Source organism: Sporosarcina sp. P34 (genome assembly GCF_002743375.1).
In the GTDB taxonomy this organism is placed as follows: domain Bacteria; phylum Bacillota; class Bacilli; order Bacillales_A; family Planococcaceae; genus Sporosarcina.
This window is the reverse complement of sequence record NZ_PDZC01000001.1, coordinates 395,226-419,399: the sequence shown is the minus strand read 5'-3', so window position 1 is coordinate 419,399 and position 24,174 is coordinate 395,226. Positions and strand designations below refer to the sequence as shown.

Sequence of the window (24,174 nt, the reverse complement as noted above, 5' to 3'; positions counted from 1 at the left end):
GGGTTTTGAGCGGGGACGGTGGGGCTATGAGCGCTTTCCGACTGGGATAGAGCGGGAACGACGTGACTTTGAGCGGATTCCAACTGGCATAGAGCGAGGACGGCAGGGCTATGAGCGGATTTGGATGAGGTATGATCATTTCAAAAAAGAATGAGCGCTGACAAGTTTGCATCCAGTAATTATTTATTTTTTCCAACTAACAACGACACAAAAAATGATTGTATGGTGTAACTTCCTCAAAACAGGGAAATCATCTAGCAAGACTAGTATGTAAGGTTTGAAGGAGGACTATGCTTATGAAGGAAGTCAGAGATGAGATGGTTTTACGAGGACTTCGGGAAAATAATTTGAAAAATATAGATATAAACTTGCCAAAAGAAAAAATTACGGTATTTACCGGCTTATCAGGATCAGGAAAGAGCTCCGTTGTATTTGACACAATTGCCGCGGAAAGTAGACGACAGATGACGTTGAATTACCCGCTATACGTCCGAAACCAAATGCCTCGTTATGAAAGGCCACGTGCAGATTTAATGCATCATTTAAGTCCTGTCATTGTGGTGGAACAAAAACCTATTGGTGGAAATACACGCTCCACTGTAGGGACATACATGGATATTCATCCATTGATCCGTCTACTGTTCTCCCGCATCGGTACACCCGCGATCGGTTCTGCTACCGATTTCTCGAGCCAAAGTTCATTTGGCAAATGTCCAGACTGTAATGGATTCGGCGAAGTTGTGTACCCTGATTTACATAAACTGATCGATCTGGACCAATCACTACGAGAATATGCAGTAAAATTCAAGCCTCTGTCTCCTTCTGGTTGGCAAGGGAGATGGATGATGACAGGCGGATTATTCGATCCTGATCTGCCAATTAAAGATTACCCAAAAGATCAGTATAATTTATTGATCTATGGACCTCCTGAAGGTGAAAGAGTGTTTGCGCCATTCCATACGAAAGATGGCCCACATGATCATGAGTGGGATGGTTTGTTACCTAGGTTTGTACGTCTATATATTAATCGTGATATAACGAAACTTAAACAAACTTCGCAAGAGGATGTACTGGCAGTATCCACCCATACACTATGCCCTACTTGTGATGGTTCAGGGTTAAATCCCGAAGTATTGAAGTGTAAAATTAACGGGTGTAATATTGCGGAATACGATAAGTTGGAACTGACAGAGCTTCTGCTAGAACTGAAAAATATACATGATCCCTTAGGTGAGTCCATTGCGCAACAGGCGATCCCAAATGTACAGCAATTGATAGATTTGGGACTCGGCTATTTAAGCCTTTCAAGAAAAATGGGAACACTTTCTGGCGGTGAAGCGCAACGAGTGAAAATAGCTCGACATTTAGGTAGCAGCTTAAACAATATTACGTATATATTCGATGAGCCAAGTGCGGGTCTTCATCCTGAAGAAGTAGATATGCTCATTCAAATGCTAAAGAGTCTGAAAGCTAATCATAATACTGTTATCGTCATTGAACACGATCTATCCGTTATAAAAGTAGCGGATGAAATTGTGGAAATGGGACCGGGTGCAGGTGCTGCAGGTGGAGAAATTATCTATCAGGGAGAGCCTGACGGATTAAAAGTTACTTCTGCATTAACGAAACTCGATCACAAATTGGAAATTAATCAGCAACCACGTCAATCAAGCGATTATTTTTCTGTTACTAGGGCTAATACTAACAATCTACAGGATGTGTCGATTGATATCCCTAAAAACGTTCTCGTCTCCGTCTGCGGCGTTTCAGGTTCCGGTAAGAGTTCCCTACTATTTGAAGCGTTCGCGGCAAAATATCCCGATATCATTAAAGTGAGCCAAGGCCGCATCGGAATTTCTAGCCGTTCCACATTGGCTACCTATATGGGAATTATGGATGACATTCGACAGATCTTTGCGAAAGAAACAGGTCAGCCGGCCGGCTTATTCAGCTTTAATTCGTTGGGGGCTTGCCCAATATGTGATGGGAAAGGAGTCACTACTCCAGATGTGGCTTTTGCAGATCCCGTAACGGTTGTATGCGAATCGTGTGGTGGATTACGTTATTCGGATGAGGCTCTCTCTTTTGTATACCGTGGAAAAAACATCGCAGAAATCTTGGCGTTGACAGTAGACGAATGTAAGGAATATTTTGTTATGCCGAAGATCGTAAAAAGAATGGAAATGCTGGATGAAGTCGGTTTAAATTATCTCACGTTAGGCCAAACGACGAGTTCATTAAGCGGTGGGGAAATTCAGCGACTTAAACTGGCGAGTCACTTACAAAACGAAGGGAAAATCTATTTGTTAGACGAACCTTCATTAGGACTGCATATGAGCGATAACGACAAGCTACTTGAGTTGTTCCAAAAACTCGTTCACAAAGGAAACTCGGTGATGATCATCGAACATAATTTAGACTTTATTGCAGCGAGTGATTGGATAATCGAGCTAGGTCCAGGCGGTGGCAAACGTGGCGGCACCATACTTTTTGAAGGAACACCACAAGAAATGTTGTCTGCAGACACGCTAACAGCGAAATGGATGAGGGAAAGTGTCTGAAACTTTTCTTTCTAACTTTAAAATAAGAGGTGAGCGACTTGGAAACACTTCATATTCGTACACAAGATCCAGCAGTTCAGTCACTTTGCGCTAAAGATTCTACACTTAAACAGTTGATTTCACTCATTGGGGATATCGAAGTTCCGTTACGATCCGATTATTTGTCTTCCATCGTACGTTCCATCATCGGTCAGCAAATCTCAGTCAGTGCTGCAAGTGCCATCTACGCACGCTTGCTCGATTTGCTTGGGGGTCATATAACGGTTGACGGGTTGCTCGTTGCTTCTACAGAAGATTTGCGGGAAGTTGGCCTGACTAGGAGAAAAGCGGAATATGTAAAAGATCTTGTGGACAAGATCGTGAATCATGAACTGGATCTCAAGAATATTGAAGCATATAATGATGACGCGATTCTCAAGCAATTAACCCAAGTTAAAGGCATCGGTAAATGGACAGCTGAAATGTTTTTAATTTTATCACTCGGCCGACAAGACGTGCTCGCAATCGATGATGTAGGAATCCAACGTTCTGCACAGTGGCTGTATGGCGTTGAAAAATCGGAGCGGCGTCAACTACTTATGGAGAAATCGTTACTTTTTGCACCCGAGCGTTCGATGGCGTCCCACTATCTATGGGAAGCCATTCATCTCGGCTTTGTTCAGGATTTTGATTCAATAGAAGAATTAATCAAATCGAGAAATGAACTTCACTAAACCAAAAAGAACCGCCACATTTTACCGTGGCGGTTCTTCTATTTCATATGGAGAGTTTTACTCTTCAGGCTGAACCAGTTTATCGCCAAATACTTCTCTTTCAAGATTCGCGATCCGCTGAATGATATCAATATTCGTCGTTTGGGGAGCTGGTGTGGCAGAGCGTCTTTGAGAAGAGTTGACTTCCGACTTCAATCTAGTGTTCTCTTCTTGTAGACGTGCAATTTCTTTTTTAAAAGTTTCATAGTCTTGAATGACATCATCCAAAAACCAGTCTACTTCTTCTTGCTTATAGCCTCGAATGGCTTGCTTAAATTCTTTTTCCAAAATCGTTTTCGTATCTAGCTTTAATTCCATGACAAAACGTCCTTCCGTCTGTGATTCCATAAGGTCATTATAGCATATGTTGTCATTCCTTGTCTTACTGAAAAAGACTATTGTTCTTCATGCGTCGCTTCTTGCGCTTGCCCAGGAAATAATTTTCTATTTACTCGCATTTCCCGTTTTGCTAATGATTTCTTCATCCGATTGCTAAAACGCGGTGTAAATTCATTGGATTGCTGTAATAGTTTATCCGCACTTAGTATGTGCTCATATGCGAGCGAATAATCCTTTACTTGGTGCTCATATAATTTTGCCAATTCCTCATAAGCAAGTACCTGTTCTCTGCCAGTACCGTGCGTTGCAACGATTTCGAATGACTGAATCGCTCGATCGAATTCTTTATGACGCTTGAGTAAAAAGCCTAGATGATAATGCGTCATAGGATAACTCGTCCCGTATACTTCCGCAATTCGCTGAAGTTCTGTAAAACTATGATCTGTCAAACCAAGATCTTGGAACCATTTGGCGATATTCGTTGCGATTTGAGCATTTTGCTGACTATCTTCTTCCATGACGATATCGGTAGAAAGACTAAAGAGTGTCACAAGCGATAGGATATCCCATTCATTATGCCACATGACTTTCATTAAAATTTCTGCACGACCGTTTTTCACTGCATCTTGATAAATTATAGGCGCCATATGGCCTGGTATATCGTCTTTGCGATGAAAGCCTAGCTGTGTTCGCTCCACTTCGGTCAACTTGAAAGACTCCATCTGCCCTTTCCAAATTCGGCGTGATCCATGCAACAAATCGATTTGATGTGGGACAGGCAGTGGCGGCAACAACTTTCGATGCAATGACCAACGTGTTTGTAGTTGAGGGAAATCAAAGCTCTTGCCGTTATATGTGACGAGTGTCAGATCTTCTCTCCATAATTCCGATGCATAAAGAAATGCCGCCTCATGATCTGGGTTCGGCAACACGTACTGCGTCATAACGAATTCATTAGATTTTAATTCTAGTAGTCCAATTAAAAAAATGACAGCTCCAGCGCCCTTTAAACCTGTTGTCTCTGTATCAAAAAATAGGAGCTTACCGGCACTTGGAGATAATGGGTGCATGTATTCAGCTTTAGACCATTTCATCAACTTCTGCTTGACATCACCTAAACGAAAATCACCGTGCATCGTATCGAGTGGATAATGAATAACTCGAGTATAGACGACACCGAATTCATTTTCGATTTTCTTCATACCTGTCGTCAGCCAGCGTTTTTCATAGCTTGGTGCTGGCGGCGCGTTAAATGTCTCTTCCACTTCTTGAACAACAGCGGTCTTCTTCAAAAGTGATTTCATCGCCATCAGTTTTTGCTCATATGACATGACGTTTCAACTCATCTATCTGTTCCTGTATTTGTTGGCTATCCACTATATGTTGAACTCCTGTTTTATAGTACTGAGTAAATTTTACTTTAGTTACATACTGGCCTATCATAACTTCACCTCAGAAATGATTGTAATGCTCTAAATTATACATGATATGTGTAGATTTATATGTTATTTGATTTTCTGACGTTCCATTACATTGTTTTCTTGAGAACAAAAAAGCGATATATCCTAGAAAATCGGATAGATCACTTGAGTTCCATCTATATTGAATTCGATCAAATTGTAACCTTTTCTCTCACTCTTACAGGAGCGACTGCCAATACATGATCGATCAGGAAAGTTCTTTTGGAGTTCCGCAGGAAACAGTAGGCAGTAAACGTTTTGCCGTGTATATTCAGTACACGTATTTTTCGTTTGCTAATGGAGCCATCTTTAGCTTCATACATTACTTCAAGAATATCACCGTATCTTAATGCCTTTTCTAATGAATACCGCACATTCGTTCCCTCCCTTTGTTCCATTATAAAGAATGTACGTTCTGTTGTAAAGTAATTCACATGAATGTTTCCCACGTTTCTAACCGTTCTTTCAGGGGTACAGTAAAGGTAAAAGGATGTGAGTACATGCCATTTGATTATGATGTAGATTACAGTACATTAGATTTACGCAAACAGCCTGAATTATATAGAGTAGGACGAGGTGAACAAGGCGTGTTATTAGTCGAGCCTTACAAAAGTGAAATTTTACCTCATTGGCGCTTTAAGACACCTGAAATTGCAAAAGAGTCTGCCGATAAGATTTGCGAGCTCTTTGAAGAATATCGAAAGCATGATGACTTCGTTGGAATGGATATGGCACGCAAATTCATTCAAATGGGATATACACGTGCACGTCGTTATGCAAATCATAAAAGTGGACGGAAGTATAATGAAGATGGAACGGTAAAAGAGCGCGATATGGACCCAGTCAAAGCAAAGTCTGCACAAATTTTCAAAGAGCGATGGGACGTTATTCGAGAAGATGAAGATTATATTAAGCGAAAAAAAGCACATCAGAAAGTATATGGGTAATCTACATGATAGGAATGCATAGTATTCCTTTCATATTAGTGAAAGTTCAACCGATGTATGAATCATCGCAGTTCAAGTGTGCATACTATTGAACTGCGCTTTTGTATTCAACTATTCCACGTGCTGACGATCCAAGATTTCTTTTAATACTACAGCTTGATTATTCTTTTCATCCTTCGCACCAAATATTAACGTTATATTCTTCTTATATTCTTTCGTCCAGTTTTTCAGCTTCTCTAACTCTTCCTGCTGTGCTTTATTATTCTTCAATTCTTCTTTGTACTTCTTTTTAAAATCATCAAACTTACCGGGTTCATGATTAAACCATTGGCGGAGTTCTGTGCTCGGCCCTATCTCTTTCAACCATTCATTCACTTGCGCAACTTGCTTGCTCACCCCACGTGGCCACACTCGATCCACTAGCACACGCAATCCATCTGCTTTCTCCGCATCATCATAAATTCGCTTTATCTGAACGACTATGTCGATCTCCTCCTAATCCGTTTTCTTTATTCTTCTACCCACTTCCATGAATGAACATGCTTTTAGAAGTATACAAAAAATACAATGTTGAGATTCATCTCGACAATATCTTTATTCTTAAGTTATTTAAAGTACAATACAAAGTATTACTATTAGATGAAATCGATTGAAGGAGAAATCCTTTCATCTCCTCACTTACTGTATAGAAGCATTATGTAAAAAAATGCGTCTATTTAAAAAAGAGTCGAAGCTTTTAAGCTCCAACTCTTTTACATTTGTCTAGATCACTTATTTAAATCAATAATTCGACCTTCAATTTCAGGTTTAACTGTTCCAAGCTTAATCATGTGATCTCGCAAGTTCACCCAGTCATCCAAACCTAGATCGGTCACACGGCCATTTTCGTATGCTTCACCAAGCACTTTAAAGCCATCTCCGCCTCTTGCTGTAAAGGCATTTGTCGTGATCACATACTCTTTATCCATCTCTACATCAACGAACTGGTCATTCATTTGTACTTGCATGCTCTGAACTCGATTGCCAGCTTCTTTACTGCTATCGAATGTCATTTTCATGCCTGACATATGCAAGAAACCGCCCTCTTCGTTAGGTGCATTTCGCACACTATGCTCAAGCGTATTTTTTATTTCTTCACCCGTAAGCGTAACGAGAGATAATGTATTACCGAATGGTAGTACTTCAATTACTGCTCCGACCGTGACTTGCCCTTTAATCAATTGGTTGCGGATTCCTCCACCGTTTTGTAGAGCAATTACCGTTTTCGGATCGTATTCTTTTGCTTTTTCTAGCATTCCGTCCGTTATTAAATTACCGAGTGCTGTTTCATTCGCACGGACGCTATCTGTCGAATTCTCACCTTCGCGACTTCTCGGGTTTGGCAAATCCACTTCTAATGTCGCTCCGATTTCTTTACCAAACGTTTCATCGATTTTTCCAGAATACTTAAGAAGTGCTTCCGCTGCTTCTGCATCATTCGCTTTGTCTTTTAAGTTAATTAATTCACCAGCATGTCCTGTAATGACACCTTTATCATCAAATTCTACGTCCAGTGTTCCAAGATGCGTCAAGTATTGATCTGCTTGAACTATGACTGTAGGATCTTTGCGTTCTCCATTGGCTTTTTTATCAACAATCACTGGTTCCGACAATTTCGTATGTGAATGCCCACCTACAATAATATCGATGCCTTCCACCGCTTGGGCTAGAAGCAAATCATTACCTACAGATGGATCACTATCAAACCCAAGATGATTTAGCGAAATAATTTTATTGACGCCTTGACTCTCAAAGTAGGCCACGGCTTTTTCAGCTGACTCTTTATAATCCAAAAACTCTACTGCCCCTGGACTCGCGACAAACGCTGTACTTTCTGTAGTCAAACCGAAGATTCCAACCTTTTCACCATTCACTTCCTTGATCAAGCCTTTATGAATTTCTCCCAATGCCGGCGTGCTAGTAAATTCTGTTTTGCTTACTAGTTTTTTCAATTCAGGATCTTTGGAGAAATCTATGTTTGCACCGATTACAGGGAAATTAGCACCTTTCACAAAACTTGCCAGTGACTTGTGGCCATTCTTACTGTCGCCCAAATCAAATTCATGATTACCAAAAACCATTGCATCCAGACCCATTAAATTCATTAGTTCTAGGTCGGCTTGTCCTTCAAACTCTGAGAAATATAATGTGCCCGAGAAAACATCTCCTCCATGGAGAAGTAAAGCATCTGGCTTTTCAGTTCGCACTTCTTTAATAGCGGTAATGGCTTTCGGCATTTCTGCAACACGTGCATGTGTGTCATTCATATGCATCAATGATAAGGTGAAGTCGCTTGATTGTAGCTGGTTTGCACGGTGAATGAATGAGGAGAACGCGCCTCGCGTGACGGGCTCATTCGGTCTGAAATTACTCAGTTGATCCGTTAAACCAAGATTCGCAAGGATTTGCACGCCTCTTCTATGTGACTCTCCTACATTCGATAAGTTGATGGCCACTTTCTTACCTGTATCGTATTTCTCAAGATCCAATGCATTCACTAGTACATTCGCCATTTGTTGACGTGTAAGGGCTGCTGTCGGATTAAAATTCCCGTTTGAGTCCCCTTTAAATACATTGGCGTTCGCTAAAGTTGCCATTTCTTTCGCATAGAAACTCTTTGCTGAAATATCTTTAAACTTTTTTAACGCTTCCGCCACATTAGTTGGTTCTTCAAAGTCCCCTAACTTTGCCAAAATTAATGCCGCGTGACGACGCTCAATGGAATTCCCAGGCTTGAACTGATTTTCGGAATAGCCACGAATGATATGTTGTTCCGTCAACGCTTTAATCGCTTCATAATGAGTGTTGTCCTTTGATACGTCGGTATACCATGGCTCTGCTGCACTGACAGAGCCTCCCGCCAATACAATAGCGCTAGCCACAGCAAATGTAGCACCAAACCTATGAACTTTTCTTTTATTCATCTGTTTCCCCTCCTCGTTTTAGTAGTCTGACAGTTATACATATCCATATTATCAGAATACACTGCCGTTTAGATAGAGGGGCGATGTTTTTTTGGGTTTTTAAATGGATCTATCTTGCTTTTTGTCTATAAAAAAAGAGAGTCAAAGCTATTCGCTTCAACTCTCTTTCTACTCACTTCGCCAACTCTGCTAGCAAGCTATGTGCACGGTGTTTGTTATTCTTTTGTCCTGCTTCTTGCGCTCCAATACAAACGGGACAGCCGTATTCACAACGGCACTCTGCCACATGATCCGCTGCAAGCATCAACAATTCTTTCCAACGACTATAAATATTTTCACTTAAACCAATTCCACCTGGATAACTGTCGTAAATAAAGAAGGTTGGTTGCTCCATGTGAATCGCCTTCACTTGTGGTACGACATGAATATCATTTCGATCACATTTGATGAATAGCGGTACCAACGATTGAATCACATATGCTGCAGCTGTCATCGCGTCGGTTAAGTCGGATTTCTCCCAGTCTTCGGGAACATCAAACGTTAACCACGTACCTGACGTATGCATTTCTTCTGCAGGCAACGAGATCGGACCTGAACCAATATTGTCATGTGTATCAAATTTAATCTTCTTAAAAATTGTTGGAATGGCGAGTACTGCTAAGTCCCCGTACGCTAGTATACGCTCCCCGTCGTTCATCCGCTTGTCTTCACTGATGACTTTTAATTCTACCGCTAGATTTGCATCGGTGAAATAATCGACATCGACGACTGTAACGTAAGCTTTCTTTTCTTCCCAATCCAGTTTCTCTACTTGATACTGCGTTCCTTGATGTAAATAAATCGCTTCTTCATGCAATAACGTCATGGCACTGAACCGGTCCATTTCTCCAATGACTCGAGTCTCTTTTGGAAACGACTGGTCAATGATGATGACGTTTTCTTGTGATGCGGAACGCAAACTGATTTCTCCAGCGGGAAAACGATCGGTCATCCAATGCCATTTATCCGATGTTTGTAACAAGACGCCTTCACTTTGCAAAAACGCTAATAATTCCTGTACTTCAAATTCACCATACGTCTCCGTAGAGCTAAATGGCAGTTCAAATGAAGCACATTTTAAATGATCCATCAGTATCAGCATATTGTCCGGATGAATATGGATTTCTTCCGGCTGCCGTCCAAGTAAGTATTGCGGATGTTGAATAATATATTGATCGAGCGGCATCGATTGCGCAACATAAATAATTAGCGCATCTTCTTGACGTCTTCCCGCACGACCCGCTTGTTGCAACGCACTGGCAATATTTCCCGGGTAACCTGTCATAATACATGCTTGTAATTGGCCGATATCAATACCGAGTTCCAAGGCATTTGTACTGACTACGGTGCGAATATCACCATTTTTCAAACCACTTTCGATCGTTCTACGTTCTGAAGGCAAATAACCGCCACGATAACCCATTACCGTCTTATCGAATAACTTTTTCTTTGTTAGTTCTTTCATATACGTCACGAGCATTTCTACGCGTACTCGACTTCGCGCAAAAATGATTGTCTGAATATGTTTTTGATAAAGAAATGCGCCGAGATCACGGACTTCAAGCACTGCACTTCTCCGTATGCCAAAGACATCGTGGACAATTGGCGGGTTATAAAAAACGAAATGTTTTTTGCCGCGTGGTGCCCCGTTTTGATCGATCAGCGCCATATCTTTATTCGTCAGATTATCTGCCAATTCTTTGGCATTTGAAATCGTTGCGGATGTACAAATAAAAATTGGATCACTGCCATAAAATCGGCAAATGCGCTGTAATCTTCTTAATACATGCGCCACATGGCTACCGAATACACCTTTATACGTATGAAGTTCATCTACCACGATATATTTCAAGTTCTCGAACAATGATATCCATTTTGTATGGTGAGGCAATATGGCTGAGTGAAGCATATCCGGGTTCGTCAAAATAATATGTCCCGATTTTCTAACTTTGGTTCGCAAGCCAGGTGCTGTATCTCCGTCATAGGTGTGACTTAAAATCGTTTCGCCACTTGCTTCAATCAACTCATGCAAATCTGCTAGCTGATCTTGAGCCAATGCTTTAGTTGGGAATAAATACAATGCCCGTGAAGATGGATCATCCAAAATCGACTGCAATACCGGCAAATGATAGCATAGTGATTTCCCCGAGGCAGTCGGAGTAATGGCGGTAATCGAGTGTCCTTCACGCACTTTGTCAAATGCTTGGCGCTGGTGACTGTATAACTGTGTGATCCCTTTCGTTGCTAACGCTTTACGAATCGACGAGTGCAACGTAGGAGGAAACTCCGCTAAGATGGCCTCTTGCTCTTTTAGCGTTTCGATGTACGCAATATTCGGTCCAAAGCGTGAGTCAGCGAATAGCTCCTTAATTGTTTCCGGTATACTTTGTTTATTCATTCATCTGGTCCTCTCCTCGCTCCGCGTTCATTGCGTCCAAAACCGTTTGCAATGTATAGCGTGCTGCACGGATAGAAAGAATAAAACGCTTTTTTCCAGTCGCTTTATAGAAAGACTGTACAACGAATTGAGTCATCGAGTCTTTCAATGAATCCACTTGCACTTCATGTACATAGCGCGGCTTTTCTTTCTGTATCCACACTTTCATCTCTTCGGCCCACCGTGCAATTGCCTGGTGGCTACTATCAGCATACGGCTTCACTTCTACAAAAAAATCTGGTTCACGATCTGTTTCTCTCATATGATAAAACCGCTGTTCGCATTCGTCACAAATAGTTAGCAATAACTTCGTGTCTTCCATCTTGCTCATTTATATATAACTCCTTTAAGATCCAATATAAAACATACTTTCTTTCATTTTATCAGATATTCCACTACAGCTCCACTTTCTACGAACAAACATTCCAAGCTGTCACCAATTCGACTACTTTCAATTCGATGGAAACTTTCTTTTTGGTAACTCGTCTAATAGTCGGTATGATATGATGTAGAGTACGAGGTGGTCACATTGGCGATACGTTATCCAAACGGAAAAAAGTTCAATCCTACTGCATCTTCTGCGAAAAAGAAAACCTATGACTACTCTTTCAGTAATCGGGGTAAATCATTAGAAGACGAACTGAACGACACAAATGAATACTATCTGGCGCATGGTCTAGCCGTCATCCATAAAAAGCCGGTCCCCATACAAATCGTCAATGTCCGCTATCCTGCAAGAAGTGCTGCAGTGATAACAGAAGCGTATTTCCGTACTCCTTCGACAACTGACTATAATGGTGTTTGGAATGGATTGTATGTGGATTTTGAAGCAAAGGAAACGAAAAATAAAACTTCTTTGCCACTGCAAAACATTCATTTACATCAAGTGCAGCATATGAAGCAAGTAATCGACCAATCCGGACTCGCTTTTTTTATTGTCAATTTTACATTGTTGGATCGATATTTCTTATTACCATTCGAGGAATTTTATCCTTTGTGGCAACGCATGGAAGATGGCGGAAGAAAATCTATTACATTATCTGAAATAGAGGAACGATCTATCGAAATCAACACCGGTTTTCATCCGCGGCTTGATTACATACAAGCCGTGGCGGATTGGATCGAGCGCAAGAAAGATTAATGAAAGCGAAAGGCAGGAAATATGATGAGTGATAATATAAACTCGAGAACGGCAAGAAGACAGAAACACGTGACGGAGCAACCAAAGCGGCCACAGAAAAAGCTTCCAGATCAATTATGGAAGAAAATCCTCCTAGGTATTGCAGCACTTTTCCTTCTGGTGCTAGTTGGTGGAGCTTCATTATTTGCTTATTATGCAAGTACAGCTCCGGAATTAGATGAAGAACTGTTGAAAGATCCCCTCACCTCTAACTTCTTGACAAAAGACGGCGATGTGTTCATGAAGTTCGGTGCAGAAAAAAGGGATTTCGTACCGTACGATGAAATTCCTGAAAAACTGAAAGATGCCATTCTAGCCACGGAAGACATTCGTTTCTTTAAGCATGGTGGGATCGATTTTTATCGTCTTGGAGGAGCCGTAGTCGCGAACTTCCGTAGTGGATTTGGATCACAAGGTGCTTCGACATTGACACAGCAAGTCATCAAAAACTCGTTTCTGCAGAATGAAAAAACATTGAAGCGTAAAGCACAGGAAGCTTGGCTTGCCCACAAACTAGAAAAAGAATATACAAAAGAAGAAATCTTCGAGATGTACTTCAATAAAATTCTCATGTCAGGTACACGCTACGGCATCGGTACAGGCGCAAATTACTTCTACGGAAAAAAAGTAAGCGAACTGGACTTACCTGAAATGGCCATGTTAGCCGGGATGCCACAATCTCCAAACGGCTATAATCCATTTAAACATCCGGAACGTGCAGAAAAGCGCCGAAATATAGTCCTAACACTTATGGAGCGTCACGGCAAAATTACGACATCGGAAATGAATGAAGCAAAGAAGGTACCAGTCACTTCTACTCTATTAGCAGAAGAAGATCGTGAAGTGTTCGGTAAATACCCAGCTTATGTAGATGCGGTACTGGATGAAATCGAGGCAGCTGGATTTACCGATCTTTTATCTGAAGGCGTCACCGTACAAACTGCTTTAGATCCAAAAGTACAAGAAACAGTAGAAGCCGCAATCAATAATTCAAGCTATTATGAATCAGATGAAATGCAAGCCGGCATGACCGTGCTGGATACGAAAACAAGTGCCATTGTAGCGATTGGCGGCGGACGGAATTATTCGGGGCGCAACTTGAATTTTGCTGAAGTCAAACGTGCACCAGGTTCTAGTATTAAGCCGATTTTATCGTATGGTCCAGCAATTGAAGAACTCGATTGGTCTACAGGTCAAAAGGTAGTAGATGAACCTTACAGCTATAAAGGTTCAGGTGTAGCCATCGGTAACGCTGATGGTAAATTCCTTGGTACATTGACTATGCGGCAGGCATTGTACTGGTCGAGAAACATACCCGCTGTCCAGACATTTGAAAAAGTAGGACCAAAGAAAGCAGAAGCCTTTGCTAATAAACTTGGATTTACGTATAAAAGTATAGATTCATCCAACGCACTTGGGGGTGGAGATGAGTTCTCTACAGTTCAAATGGCAGGCGCATATGCCGCTTTCGGTAATGGCGGTATTTATACCAAACCCCATACTGTAAATAAGCTTATATTGCGTGACGGGAAGACAGAAAAGAATTTACGACCTGACCCCGTAACCGCAATGAAAGATTCTACTGCTTATATGATTACGGATGTATTGCGTGATGTCTTAACCGAGTATGGAGCAACTGGAACGCGAGCAAACATCGGAAATATGGATATTGCCGGAAAGACAGGTACAACAAATTATTCTGCTGAAAAAATGAAAAAAGATAATATGGAAAGTCACTTTGTACCCGACACGTGGTTCACGGGCTATACAACGGAGTACACCATTTCTACATGGGGCGGTTATGGCGATTTCTCACCGATTAAAACCTATGATCACGGACGTTACGTACCGCAGAATCTATTTAGAGATGTCATGAGCAGTATCGCAAAAGACCCGGGTACGTTCGTTCAACCGGACTCAGTCGAAGAAGCCGCAATCGTCAAAGGCAGCGACCCTATTATGCTTGCTAGTTCATTCGTCTCACGTAATCTCATCAGTAATGAATTATTTGTCAGAGGAACATTACCAAAAAAAGCATCGGTTCCTGAAAAGATTTCCATTCCAAGTCCCGATGGATTAACTGCACAATTCGATGCGAATTCCAATACGATTCAATTACAATGGAATTATGATGTACCGAATAAATACAGCAGTCTTGGAAGTCCTACATTCAACGTCAGTGTTTCTATTGATGGCGGTGGTGCACAAAGTATCACGACGACTTCCGATAAACAGACCACTTACTCTGGTGTGGAATACGGTAAAAGCTACACATTCTATGTCAGTGCCACTATGGGCGGTTATACGAGCGGTTCGGCTACAGCTTCCCTTTCAATAAAAGGCGCTGATGAACCGGTCATTGAAGATGAACCTATCGTTGAGCCTGATGACAATCATGATGATCAAAACAATACTGGAGATGATCCATCAGACAACGACTCAGGTAACAACAATGATGCCAATAATGAAAATCCGAACCAATCGAATCCAGATGGCTCGAACGATCAAGATGACAATAACTCACCTAACGATCAGAATAACCTAGACCAAAATACAGATCAAAATCAGGGTCAAGGTCAGTCCAACCAAGGACAAGGAAACCAAGGGAACCCAGGCAACCAGGGCAATCCAGGGCAAGGGCAAGGACAAGGACAAGGACAAAAACCTAACGATGCGGGCGATACATCATCCGATGCCTCCGCCAATTAAAAAAGAGCGATTCCACACTTCACATGTGGAATCGCTCTTTTTATTTATTGTTGAACGCGTAATCGTGCTGCTTTCTTTTTCATCTCATCATATAGCATAGTCAATTGAATTAATGCATAATGGCTGCTTTTTTGAAGTTTGATGAACTCGATTCGTTCCTCATAATTATTTGGCGCAAGTGCGTGATGCATTTTACCTGTATGGGGATTCTCCAATTGTTCACTTTGCCCAATTAACCATTCCAGCTGATCGATTGCCGGCTGTATGAACTCCAATTTACGTGAATCATTTATGGCATATGCCTCTTCTAATTCCGGCTTTTGCTGTTGCCATATATCGAGTATTTGTTTCACGTTTTCCTTTAATTGTTCGTATGTCATTTCGCTTTCATCCTTTTTCGTCCTTCGCGGCATAAATCCAATAATGGACATTCTGGACAGTTGGGATTTTGCGCTTTGCAATGATAGCGACCAAAGAAAATCACTTGATGATGGGTCTGTGTCCATAGTTCCATCGGTGTCCAACGCATGATTTTTTCTTCAACATCAATCGGTCGGTCTTTCCAGCGATTCATACCTAGCCTTTTCGCTACACGTTCAACATGTGTATCGACAGCTAATGCCGGCACACCGAACGCATTCGACACGACGACATTGGCTGTTTTCCTACCTACACCTGGTAACGTCATCATGATATCTCGGTTAGGAGGTACTTCCCCACCGAACTCTTCTATTAACCGGAGGCTAAGCGCTTGGATATTTTTTGATTTATTACGGAATAAACCAATCGAACGTATATCTTGCTGTAATTCCTCAATAGGTACAGCAAGATAATCTTCTGGTGTCTTATATTTTTTAAATAATTCTGCCGTCACTCGATTGACTAATACGTCCGTACATTGTGCAGATAAGAGTGTCGCAATCAACAATTCAAAAGCGTTCTCATGAACGAGTTCACAATGCGCTTCAGGAAACATCTCTTCAAACGTTTGCAGGCATGTATGCCACTCTTTTTTTGTCAGCACCGTTATCACCTACTCCCGTTCTTCAAGCCAATTGTAAAAAGGCACATCTTTAATTGCTGTTTGCACTAGCGGTGTTGTGGCTACTGTTGTTGGACGAAATGCTTTTGTCTGCTTTTCTACATCGCGCATCGTTTTCACGTTTTTCTTTTTCCATTCAAATAAAATTCGGTCGATATAGCGTAAACTCATTTTTTGTGCAAGGACTGCTTCTCTTAATGCCGCACGAATGATTTCCGTTGAATGACCATCTTTGTCAATCCACATTCCAATTGTTTCAAATTCCATAGGAGATAGGAAGCGACCGAATTCCTGCTCGAAAAGCGAGAAGATTTCTCCCTCTTCCTGCTTGATCACTTCTTCTTCTGTTTTCATCGATTGTTTTTCGACTTCTTCTATCAATCGTTTCCATAGAGGATAAAATGAAAATTTTTCATGCAACACTTTATTTTCATCGGTACTTTGCTCAATTGAAAACAATCCTTTTTGCATCATACGCTGCAGACAATTCGTTACTTCTTTTTCTTGCAGTTGCATACGATTCGCGATATCAGTAGGAGTTGGGAAATGGTTCCCCACTCCTTGAAATGCAAGTAAATGCAATAATACCATGGCGTCAGTATCCGTAATCAACAATTGTTTATAATGTTGAAAAAAGAGCTGGGAAATAGAAACATTTCCCTGCTCCATCCAAATTTTCAGCCGTTCATCTTGTTGCATATTTGAAACTTCCTCTCATCAGCAACTTGTCAGTCGCTTCTGTTTTACTCTTTCCAATGATCTCGTACAAACTGATCGATACGTGCAATTCCTTCTTCCAATAGATCGATTGACGTGGCATAAGAAAGACGAATCGTAGTGTCAGAACCGAATCCTGTGCCCGGAATGACAGCTACTTTGGCTTCCGTCAATAACGCATGGGCAAAATCATCTACGTTTGCATAGCCCGTCTTCTTTACTGCTTCCTGTACATCCGGCAATAAATAGAATGCGCCTTGTGGCTTCAATACATGGAAACCTGGAATAGCAGAAAGTTTAGGGTACGCTTGATTCAAGCGGGACTCGAAATCTTTTCGCATAACTTCTACAGTATCTTGCGTTCCGTTATATGCTTCGATTGCTGCGTATTGCGAAGTCGTCGTCGGATTGGATGTGGAATGGCTAGCGAGATTCGTCATTGCGCTTACTACTTCCTCATCCCCCGCGATATATCCTATTCTCCATCCAGTCATTGAATGGGATTTCGATACACCATTAATAATGAATGTACGATCTTTCGCGTCTTCTGAAAGCTGTGCGATCGATACATGCTCCTTATCATCATAAACAAGCTTCTCATAAATTTCATCTGAAATGATCCACACATCTTTTTCACGGCAAACTTCCGCAATCGCTGTGAGTTCTTCTTTTGAGTAAATCATACCTGTTGGATTACCCGGTGAATTAATAATGAGCGCTTTTGTCTGATCCGTGATGGCATCACGGATTTGTTGGGCTGATACTTTGAACTGCTCAGCTGCTGTCCCTTCAACGAACACGGGAGTGCCTTCTGCAAGCTTCACTTGTTCAGGATAACTCACCCAGAATGGCGAAGGTATGATGACCTCGTCGCCTTTATTAAGCAACACTTGGAAAAGTGTATAAAGCACATGCTTCGCTCCAATACCGACTAATACTTCATTGCGCGTATAAGTCAATCCTTGGTCTCTTTTCAATTTGTCAATTATGGCATCCTTTAATTGAGGAAGACCACCGGCCGGAGTATATTTCGTCTTGCCATCCTTCATAGATTGATATGCTGCATCCAAAATGTTCTTAGGTGTATTATAATCCGGTTCGCCAGCTCCGAGTCCAATCACATCGATGCCTGATGCCTTCATTTCTTTTGCCTTCGCTGTAATCGCTAATGTTGTAGATGGTGATAAAGTATTTACTCTGGACGCTAATTGCTTTCTCAAATTGACCGCTCTCCTTTTGTTCTAATTCCATTTTTCTCTATAATTTCGAAATACGCTTTAACCATTTTCCATCTGCAAAATTCAGATACGCATAGTTTAAGAAATCCTCATCATCCAGATAACTAACTTCCCAAAACGGGGTATCATTTTCTAAGCCCAATGAGGCGTTGAGGACTTTTTTGACGTTCTTTTCTTTTTTTACGATGTCCGTGGCTATTCGCTTTGTGATACCATCTTTAATTGATATAGCTTTCAAAATTTTTGTCGTCTCTTCTTCCACGAAGATGATTTTTTCATGATGGTTTTTATCCGTACCATAGACGGTAATCCATGACGTTTTACCATGATAGTGATCCATCTTATCTACTTTTTCAAGTACGTTATGTGCCAATATGGCTTCTTTAACTTTGTTTTCCGATACAGCAAACGGTTTCTCTGCTTGATAGAAAACGATAATCGTAACCGTGAACCCGAGCGCGAGTAAAAATAGGAATAGAAACTTAATCCAGTTGAGCATAACTGTCACTTCCTATTGAATGAACCGCAGATTTTTTTCGATTCATTTTCCAACCTGCTTTCTATTTGTACATCAATTATTATAACAATTTTCGATCTCGTTAACTAGACCTTCCAAAGATACTTTTTTCACAAATGACTTAGGTAAAGCTTGTAAAAAGGATTTGCCGTAGGATTTAGTGTCAATACGTCGATCCAATATGATGAAAAATCCCTGTTCATCGGTTGAACGAATCAATCTGCCGAACCCCTGTCTGAAACGCAGTATTGCTTCAGGCAAACCAAGATGGGTAAATGCATTTTTATGGGCCGCTACTAAAGCTTCTGACCGTGCTTTAAATAGTGGCTCTTCAGGTGAAGTAAACGGCAAACGAACGATGACCACTGCAGATAATTGCTCACCTGGCACATCTACACCTTCCCAGAAGCTTGTCGTGCCGAATAACACTGCTTTCTTTTGCTGTTTAAACGTCTTCAGCAATTTATGACGGCTTCCGGAGCTGACTCCTTGTGCGATTAGCATGTACTCTTCTTGTAAGGACTCGCTGTCTATCACTGCTTGATGTGTCTTCTTCAACATATCATGAGACAAGAACAATGCAAAGACGCGTCCTTCAATCGCAACGGCTGTTTGGATTAATGCATCTGCTACTGCTTCGATGTACTCTTCATTTGAAACTTGCTGGATATCCGGCATATCTTCCACAATCAATGTATGCGCACCTTCATAGAAGTTCGCTGGGGCATCAAATGTGTAAAGCGGTACGCTAGAAGGCAATCCTGCTTGGTCCAGCACGAAACGGTCCTGTTGTCCCGCTGTTAATGTGCCGGATGTCCAGACGACGCCTGCCTCCCCTTCAAACGTACCTATAAAATCACGGATCACTTCTGAACCATTTACCGGACTTTTCTTAATTTGTAAACTGCCAGGTAAACTTCGACTGTCTTTCTCCATCCAAATGGTCGTGCTTGTGTTTGGCTTTTCCAAAAACAATTCAATCCACTCGCCAGCTTTAATTTTCATTTCATTGATCCAATAATACCATTCACTTAGCGCTGCTTGCTCATGTACCGTCAATTCATTCGACAGATTTTGGATTGGCATTGCATAGTTCTCGGTCACACTGATATATTCATTCATCTTACGCAAAACTTTGTCGAAGATTTCATTCGTCCGCACACGTTTGGATAATGGTTTCACTGTTCTCGTTGTCGACTTACTGTCGTTAATTGAATTGGAGTTCGCCAGTATAAGCATGGATTCATCGAATGCGAACAGGAATTCATTGAATGAATATTGAAGCCGTGCTGTAGACATTTTATGATTGAAATGAAATCGCCTTAAGATATCCTGAATATCAAACAATAGTTGGCAGCTACTTAAACCGTTCAACTGACTCATTACATACTTCCACTTCGTATAAGAAAACACTTGTTGGTGCGTTCGTATTGCCGCTTGGTTCATTTGATGGGCTTCATCAATCACCAATCCACTGATGGAATGGAATAATGGATCATAACGTTGCTGATCGTTCACTAACATGGAATGATTTGTTAATATTATCATCGATTGCTGACAGTTTTTTACTGTATGTGTATAGAAATCTGCCACCCGTTCATCTTTCTTTACTCGCATGGAACGCTTACGAATACGGTCGATAAACAGCTGACCGCCACCTGAAACATTGACTTCATCCAAATCGCCCGTTGTGGTTTCCGTTAACCAAACTAATAATTGCATAATCGTGATGGAATCATCGTAAACCTCATCGTTAAAATGTAAAAGTTCTTCAAATTTCCCCAATGAAATATAATTCGCCATGCCTTTCACAACAGTCGTCGGAATCGTCATGTGCAAAGCTTTCTCAAGCTTCTGGACTTCTTCAGCGAGCGTATCGACCAAGTGATTCGTATACGTACTAATGACAACAGGCTGTTTCGTTTCAAATGCGCGAATCAAAGCAGGCACTAAGTAGCCAATCGTCTTACCAACGCCCGTTGGAATTTCCACTGCGATTTGCTTCTTTTCAACAAAGGCTTGCCATGTCAAATCCATCAAATGTGCCTGACTTTCCCTCACGTGATAAGATGGATGAATTTTCTGCATGACTCGTTCTTTCGCCATAGTGTCGATCGGAAATTCTATTGGCTGTGGCCACGATGCAGGGGTTGGTGTTGAGTTTAAATAGGGAATCCCACGAAATAGCGCATAGTCGCTCGACGTTTCCTTTCCACGTGCCTGCTTAAGCGCTTCATAAAACAATGTCGAAACATCCGATTTCATTGCAAATGAACGCTCATGCATATGATTTAGCGTCTCTTTAGGCAAAGTGCTAATTTTCTCAATAGCCTTCAACAAAAACAACGCTGTCGCTTCTGCATCATCATCTGCTCGATGCGCTTGCTTTAATGATATATTTAATGATTCAGCAATATCTTGCAAACGAAAGCCTGGTAAAGTGGGATACATAATTTTCGCTAGTTCCACGGTATCGATCGTCTTACCATGCCATTTTGATATCCCACAGCGAACCAATTCTTTTTGTAGAAACGATACATCAAAGTCTGTGTTATGCGCGACAAAAATACATCCCGTAAGTAAATCAGCCACTTCTTGTGCAATCTTTTCAAAAGGGGCAGCGTCTTTTACATCCTCATCACCAATGGATGTTAGTTGGTGAATGAAAGGTGGAATCGGGCGCTTTGGATGTACGTAACGCATATATGTATCTATTATTTTATTGTTCTCTATAAAAACAATTGCAATTTGAATGATCCGATCACCATTTAAAGGCGAATGACCGGTCGTTTCCAAATCGACAACTGCATATTTGCTTGTAGACATACCATCATCAACTTCCTATTTGGTTTCTAATGCAAATTGTATCACATATACCATGACGACTCACGTCTTGCATCAGCCAAAAAGAAACTCCATAGTTTGAACAAATATAAAGGAAAATTTTGGTGACGGTTCGGGATTGTAGCGGAAGCGGAGGCTACTCAGAGGAACAAACCCATGTAAGACAACTAAAGTGAAGTGACCACAAAAAAGCGTAAATCCCACGTTCTAGCCTCCTGCATGCAAACCTGTTTTGGTTTCAATGTATTACAAAAGAACCCCCCATTCAAATAATTATCAAATGGAGGGTTCAATACTTTTTAGAATATAGCGACACCTGGTTTTTCCGTGATGACTTCCTTCACATGATTCTGTTCATCCATAATCAACACAGTCGGCTGATGAGTACGTGCCTCTTCGTCCGAAACATACGCATAGGATAGAATGATCACGATGTCGCCCGGCTGCACAAGACGAGCTGCAGCTCCATTGACACAAATGACTCCGCTGCCTGGCTCCCCTTCGATAATATACGTCTCAAAGCGCGCACCGTTATTATTGTTGACAATCTGCACTTTCTCATTCGGTAACATACCCGCAGCCTCTAATAGCGCACCATCGATCGTAATGCTCCCTACGTAATTTAAATTGGCTTCCGTAACAGTCGCGCGATGTAATTTTCCATTCATCATCATTCTAAACATTTTTCTCATCCTTTATAGTTGACATAATAATATTATCTATTAGTCTCGCGGAAGTAAATTGTACCGCAGCGGCCAAGATGACTTCTTCGGTATCAGTAAGGTTCTCTTCCAACGATGGATACGCAAGCACTTCGACGTAATCAATCGTGCCAGATGTTTCTTCTTCAATCACTTTGCGCACGATCTTCGCTACTTCTTGCAGTGGAACACCTTCGTAATAGCTACGTTTCCCTTGGCATAGTGCACGGTAGATTGCACTCGCTTCATTTCGTTCATGTTCAAGCAAACGAACATTACGCGAACTTTTGGCCAGTCCGTCTTCTTCACGCACAGTAGGTACACGTGAGATCGATGTGCGAAGATTGAAATCACAAACAAACGTTTCAATAATCGCTAGTTGCTGCGCATCCTTCATTCCAAAATACGATTCATCTGGATCGACGATGCTAAATAATTTCAAGAGTACTTTCAACACTCCGTCGAAATGTCCTGGTCTTGAAGCTCCACAAAGACGTGATGCTTGTTCTCCAGGCAAAATTCTGATGCCGCTCTTGCGCGGATACATGTCCTCAACAGAAGGAATAAATAAATAGTCGACTCCTGCTGTCGAAGCGAGTTCTGCATCATGTTGCTCATCGCGTGGATATGCTTCGTAATCCTCTCCTGGCCCAAACTGCGCTGGATTAACGAAAATACTCATAACGACAATATCATGGTCTCTTCTGGCTTCTTTTACCAACTCCAAATGACCTTCATGAAGAAAGCCCATGGTCGGTACGAAACCTACTGTGCGTCCTTCACGTTTTCTCGGATTTAGGATATTTTGCAATTCCGCAATCGACCGAACAATTTGCATGGTGGCACTAGTACTCATAGTGTTTTGCCTCCGTATAATGCTTCAAGTTCTTCTTCCCTCATCGTAAAGCGATGGCTTTCAGAAGGGAATGTTCCGTTTTTCACTGCCAAATTATATAACCTCATAGCACCTTCGATATCTTTACCGACTTCTGCGTAACTTTCGACGAATTTTGGTAGTTTATGATTACCGTAGCGCACCATGTCATGGAATACGAGTACTTGCCCATCTGCTTCAGCACCCGCACCTATTCCAATAACAGGAATAGAAACTGCTTGCGCAACTTCTTTCGCCAATTGGAAAGGAATACATTCCACTACAATCATAAACGCACCCGCTGCTTCACACGCTTTGGCATCTTCAATTAACTGTTTAGCTGCAGCTGCCGTTTTCCCTTGTACTTTGTATCCACCACTGACTCCGGCAGACTGCGGCAACAATCCTAAGTGCGCACATACTGGTATGCCAGCTGTCGTCAATAATTGGATTTTTTCGATGACCGCACCACCGCCTTCTACTTTCAAAGCATTTGCAGACGTTTCCTGGAATAAACGTAAAGCATTCTGTAATGTCATGTCAGCGGAACCATGATACGTACCAAATGGCATATCTACAATCACGAATGTATCTTTTGCACCCCGTCGAACTGCTTTACCATGATGACTCATTTCATCAAGTGTTACATGTGCTGTCGAATCATAGCCGAGCACAACCATGCCAAGAGAATCTCCGACAAGAAGTACATCAATCTCTGCTTGTTCTGCAATTTGTGCTGTCGGATAATCGTATGCTGTCAACATACTGATTTTTTCACCATTTGCTTTCATTTTTGAAAAATCTGTTGTGGATTTCACTGTTAATCTTCTCCTTTACGTCTGATTTCAGCAGGC

The 24,174-nt window shown here is 41.5% G+C and carries 21 protein-coding genes; 5 read left to right on the top strand and 16 right to left on the bottom strand.

Annotated features, from left to right (window positions below):
* Positions 1-296: 296 nt before the first annotated feature.
* Both CSV63_RS02100 and CSV63_RS02095 read left to right on the top strand, forming a co-directional pair.
* Positions 297-2,561: an ATP-binding cassette domain-containing protein gene (locus tag CSV63_RS02100; protein ID WP_099694326.1), complete on the top strand. Its 2,265-nt coding sequence runs from the start codon at positions 297-299 to the stop codon at positions 2,559-2,561.
* A 38-nt stretch (positions 2,562-2,599) separates the two neighbouring features.
* Positions 2,600-3,274, top strand: coding sequence for a DNA-3-methyladenine glycosylase family protein (locus CSV63_RS02095; protein ID WP_158233887.1), 675 nt, complete (start codon positions 2,600-2,602; stop codon positions 3,272-3,274).
* Between the two features lie 57 nt (positions 3,275-3,331).
* Here CSV63_RS02095 and gpsB read toward each other — a convergent pair whose 3' ends face one another.
* The 3 genes from gpsB to CSV63_RS02080 form a co-directional block, all read right to left on the bottom strand.
* Entirely contained in the window at positions 3,332-3,631 is a 300-nt protein-coding gene (gene gpsB / locus CSV63_RS02090; RefSeq protein WP_099631597.1) for a cell division regulator GpsB, read from the bottom strand.
* Positions 3,632-3,708: 77 nt separating this feature from the next.
* Positions 3,709-4,983 (bottom strand): ribonuclease H-like domain-containing protein, encoded by a 1,275-nt coding sequence (locus CSV63_RS02085; RefSeq protein WP_099694324.1) that lies wholly within the window; start codon positions 4,981-4,983, stop codon positions 3,709-3,711.
* A gap of 281 nt (positions 4,984-5,264) precedes the next feature.
* Positions 5,265-5,486, bottom strand: a complete 222-nt coding sequence (locus CSV63_RS02080) for a transcriptional regulator (protein ID WP_099694323.1) — start codon at positions 5,484-5,486, stop codon at positions 5,265-5,267.
* Between the two features lie 126 nt (positions 5,487-5,612).
* Between CSV63_RS02080 and CSV63_RS02075 the strand changes: the two genes are divergently transcribed.
* The gene (locus tag CSV63_RS02075) at positions 5,613-6,059 is read left to right on the top strand and encodes a DUF4385 domain-containing protein (RefSeq protein ID WP_099694322.1); all 447 of its coding nucleotides are present in this window, start codon (positions 5,613-5,615) and stop codon (positions 6,057-6,059) included.
* 111 nt (positions 6,060-6,170) lie between these two features.
* On the opposite strand, the gene CSV63_RS02070 is transcribed toward CSV63_RS02075, so the two are convergent.
* From CSV63_RS02070 to CSV63_RS02055, 4 genes are all read right to left on the bottom strand, one after another.
* Entirely contained in the window at positions 6,171-6,530 is a 360-nt protein-coding gene (locus CSV63_RS02070; RefSeq protein WP_483315654.1) for a DUF488 domain-containing protein, read from the bottom strand.
* A gap of 296 nt (positions 6,531-6,826) precedes the next feature.
* Complete coding sequence (locus CSV63_RS02065) at positions 6,827-9,022, bottom strand: 5'-nucleotidase C-terminal domain-containing protein (RefSeq protein WP_099694320.1); 2,196 nt, start codon at positions 9,020-9,022, stop codon at positions 6,827-6,829.
* Positions 9,023-9,194: 172 nt separating this feature from the next.
* A complete protein-coding gene (locus CSV63_RS02060) occupies positions 9,195-11,459 on the bottom strand; it encodes a DEAD/DEAH box helicase (protein WP_099694319.1) in 2,265 nt (754 codons plus the stop codon).
* Entirely contained in the window at positions 11,452-11,829 is a 378-nt protein-coding gene (locus CSV63_RS02055; protein WP_099694318.1) for a YppE family protein, read from the bottom strand. The genes CSV63_RS02060 and CSV63_RS02055 overlap by 8 nt, the downstream gene beginning before the upstream one ends.
* A 198-nt stretch (positions 11,830-12,027) precedes the next feature.
* On the opposite strand from CSV63_RS02055, the gene recU reads away from it, so the two are divergent.
* Both recU and CSV63_RS02045 read left to right on the top strand, forming a co-directional pair.
* On the top strand, positions 12,028-12,639 hold the full coding sequence (recU, locus tag CSV63_RS02050; protein WP_099694317.1) for a Holliday junction resolvase RecU: 612 nt from the start codon (positions 12,028-12,030) through the stop codon (positions 12,637-12,639).
* A 24-nt stretch (positions 12,640-12,663) separates the two neighbouring features.
* Positions 12,664-15,387: a transglycosylase domain-containing protein gene (locus tag CSV63_RS02045; RefSeq protein WP_099694316.1), complete on the top strand. Its 2,724-nt coding sequence runs from the start codon at positions 12,664-12,666 to the stop codon at positions 15,385-15,387.
* A 44-nt stretch (positions 15,388-15,431) separates the two neighbouring features.
* On the opposite strand, the gene CSV63_RS02040 is transcribed toward CSV63_RS02045, so the two are convergent.
* From CSV63_RS02040 to panB, 9 genes are all read right to left on the bottom strand, one after another.
* Complete coding sequence (locus CSV63_RS02040) at positions 15,432-15,767, bottom strand: YpoC family protein (protein WP_099694315.1); 336 nt, start codon at positions 15,765-15,767, stop codon at positions 15,432-15,434.
* A complete protein-coding gene (gene nth / locus CSV63_RS02035; RefSeq protein ID WP_099694314.1) occupies positions 15,764-16,411 on the bottom strand; it encodes an endonuclease III in 648 nt (215 codons plus the stop codon). The genes CSV63_RS02040 and nth overlap by 4 nt, the downstream gene beginning before the upstream one ends.
* A gap of 9 nt (positions 16,412-16,420) precedes the next feature.
* On the bottom strand, positions 16,421-17,128 hold the full coding sequence (locus tag CSV63_RS02030) for a DnaD domain-containing protein (protein ID WP_099694313.1): 708 nt from the start codon (positions 17,126-17,128) through the stop codon (positions 16,421-16,423).
* Positions 17,129-17,172: 44 nt separating this feature from the next.
* On the bottom strand, positions 17,173-18,366 hold the full coding sequence (locus CSV63_RS02025; RefSeq protein ID WP_099694312.1) for a pyridoxal phosphate-dependent aminotransferase: 1,194 nt from the start codon (positions 18,364-18,366) through the stop codon (positions 17,173-17,175).
* 37 nt (positions 18,367-18,403) lie between these two features.
* Positions 18,404-18,883, bottom strand: coding sequence for a cell wall elongation regulator TseB-like domain-containing protein (locus CSV63_RS02020; protein ID WP_099694311.1), 480 nt, complete (start codon positions 18,881-18,883; stop codon positions 18,404-18,406).
* A gap of 72 nt (positions 18,884-18,955) precedes the next feature.
* Complete coding sequence (dinG, locus tag CSV63_RS02015; RefSeq protein WP_099694310.1) at positions 18,956-21,727, bottom strand: ATP-dependent DNA helicase DinG; 2,772 nt, start codon at positions 21,725-21,727, stop codon at positions 18,956-18,958.
* Positions 21,728-22,044: 317 nt separating this feature from the next.
* On the bottom strand, positions 22,045-22,428 hold the full coding sequence (panD, locus tag CSV63_RS02010) for an aspartate 1-decarboxylase (protein ID WP_099694309.1): 384 nt from the start codon (positions 22,426-22,428) through the stop codon (positions 22,045-22,047).
* Complete coding sequence (gene panC / locus CSV63_RS02005) at positions 22,421-23,302, bottom strand: pantoate--beta-alanine ligase (RefSeq protein WP_369823772.1); 882 nt, start codon at positions 23,300-23,302, stop codon at positions 22,421-22,423. Before panC ends, panD begins: the two co-directional genes overlap by 8 nt.
* Positions 23,299-24,138, bottom strand: a complete 840-nt coding sequence (panB, locus tag CSV63_RS02000; RefSeq protein ID WP_099694308.1) for a 3-methyl-2-oxobutanoate hydroxymethyltransferase — start codon at positions 24,136-24,138, stop codon at positions 23,299-23,301. Before panB ends, panC begins: the two co-directional genes overlap by 4 nt.
* Positions 24,139-24,174: the final 36 nt, after the last annotated feature.

Excerpts from the sequence above, each read along its gene's own strand:
- panC (WP_369823772.1), bottom strand. The coding sequence starts at position 23,302 with ATGAGTACTAGTGCCACCATGCAAATTGTTCGGTCGATTGCGGAATTG.
- panD (WP_099694309.1), bottom strand. The coding sequence starts at position 22,428 with ATGTTTAGAATGATGATGAATGGAAAATTACATCGCGCGACTGTTACG.
- CSV63_RS02030 (WP_099694313.1), bottom strand. The coding sequence starts at position 17,128 with ATGCAACAAGATGAACGGCTGAAAATTTGGATGGAGCAGGGAAATGTT.
- dinG (WP_099694310.1), bottom strand. The coding sequence starts at position 21,727 with ATGTCTACAAGCAAATATGCAGTTGTCGATTTGGAAACGACCGGTCAT.
- CSV63_RS02040 (WP_099694315.1), bottom strand. The coding sequence starts at position 15,767 with ATGACATACGAACAATTAAAGGAAAACGTGAAACAAATACTCGATATA.
- CSV63_RS02060 (WP_099694319.1), bottom strand. The coding sequence starts at position 11,459 with ATGAATAAACAAAGTATACCGGAAACAATTAAGGAGCTATTCGCTGAC.
- CSV63_RS02020 (WP_099694311.1), bottom strand. The coding sequence starts at position 18,883 with ATGCTCAACTGGATTAAGTTTCTATTCCTATTTTTACTCGCGCTCGGG.
- CSV63_RS02085 (WP_099694324.1), bottom strand. The coding sequence starts at position 4,983 with ATGTCATATGAGCAAAAACTGATGGCGATGAAATCACTTTTGAAGAAG.
- CSV63_RS02065 (WP_099694320.1), bottom strand. The coding sequence starts at position 9,022 with ATGAATAAAAGAAAAGTTCATAGGTTTGGTGCTACATTTGCTGTGGCT.
- CSV63_RS02075 (WP_099694322.1), top strand. The coding sequence starts at position 5,613 with ATGCCATTTGATTATGATGTAGATTACAGTACATTAGATTTACGCAAA.
- CSV63_RS02045 (WP_099694316.1), top strand. The coding sequence starts at position 12,664 with ATGAGTGATAATATAAACTCGAGAACGGCAAGAAGACAGAAACACGTG.
- CSV63_RS02100 (WP_099694326.1), top strand. The coding sequence starts at position 297 with ATGAAGGAAGTCAGAGATGAGATGGTTTTACGAGGACTTCGGGAAAAT.
- CSV63_RS02055 (WP_099694318.1), bottom strand. The coding sequence starts at position 11,829 with ATGAGCAAGATGGAAGACACGAAGTTATTGCTAACTATTTGTGACGAA.
- gpsB (WP_099631597.1), bottom strand. The coding sequence starts at position 3,631 with ATGGAATTAAAGCTAGATACGAAAACGATTTTGGAAAAAGAATTTAAG.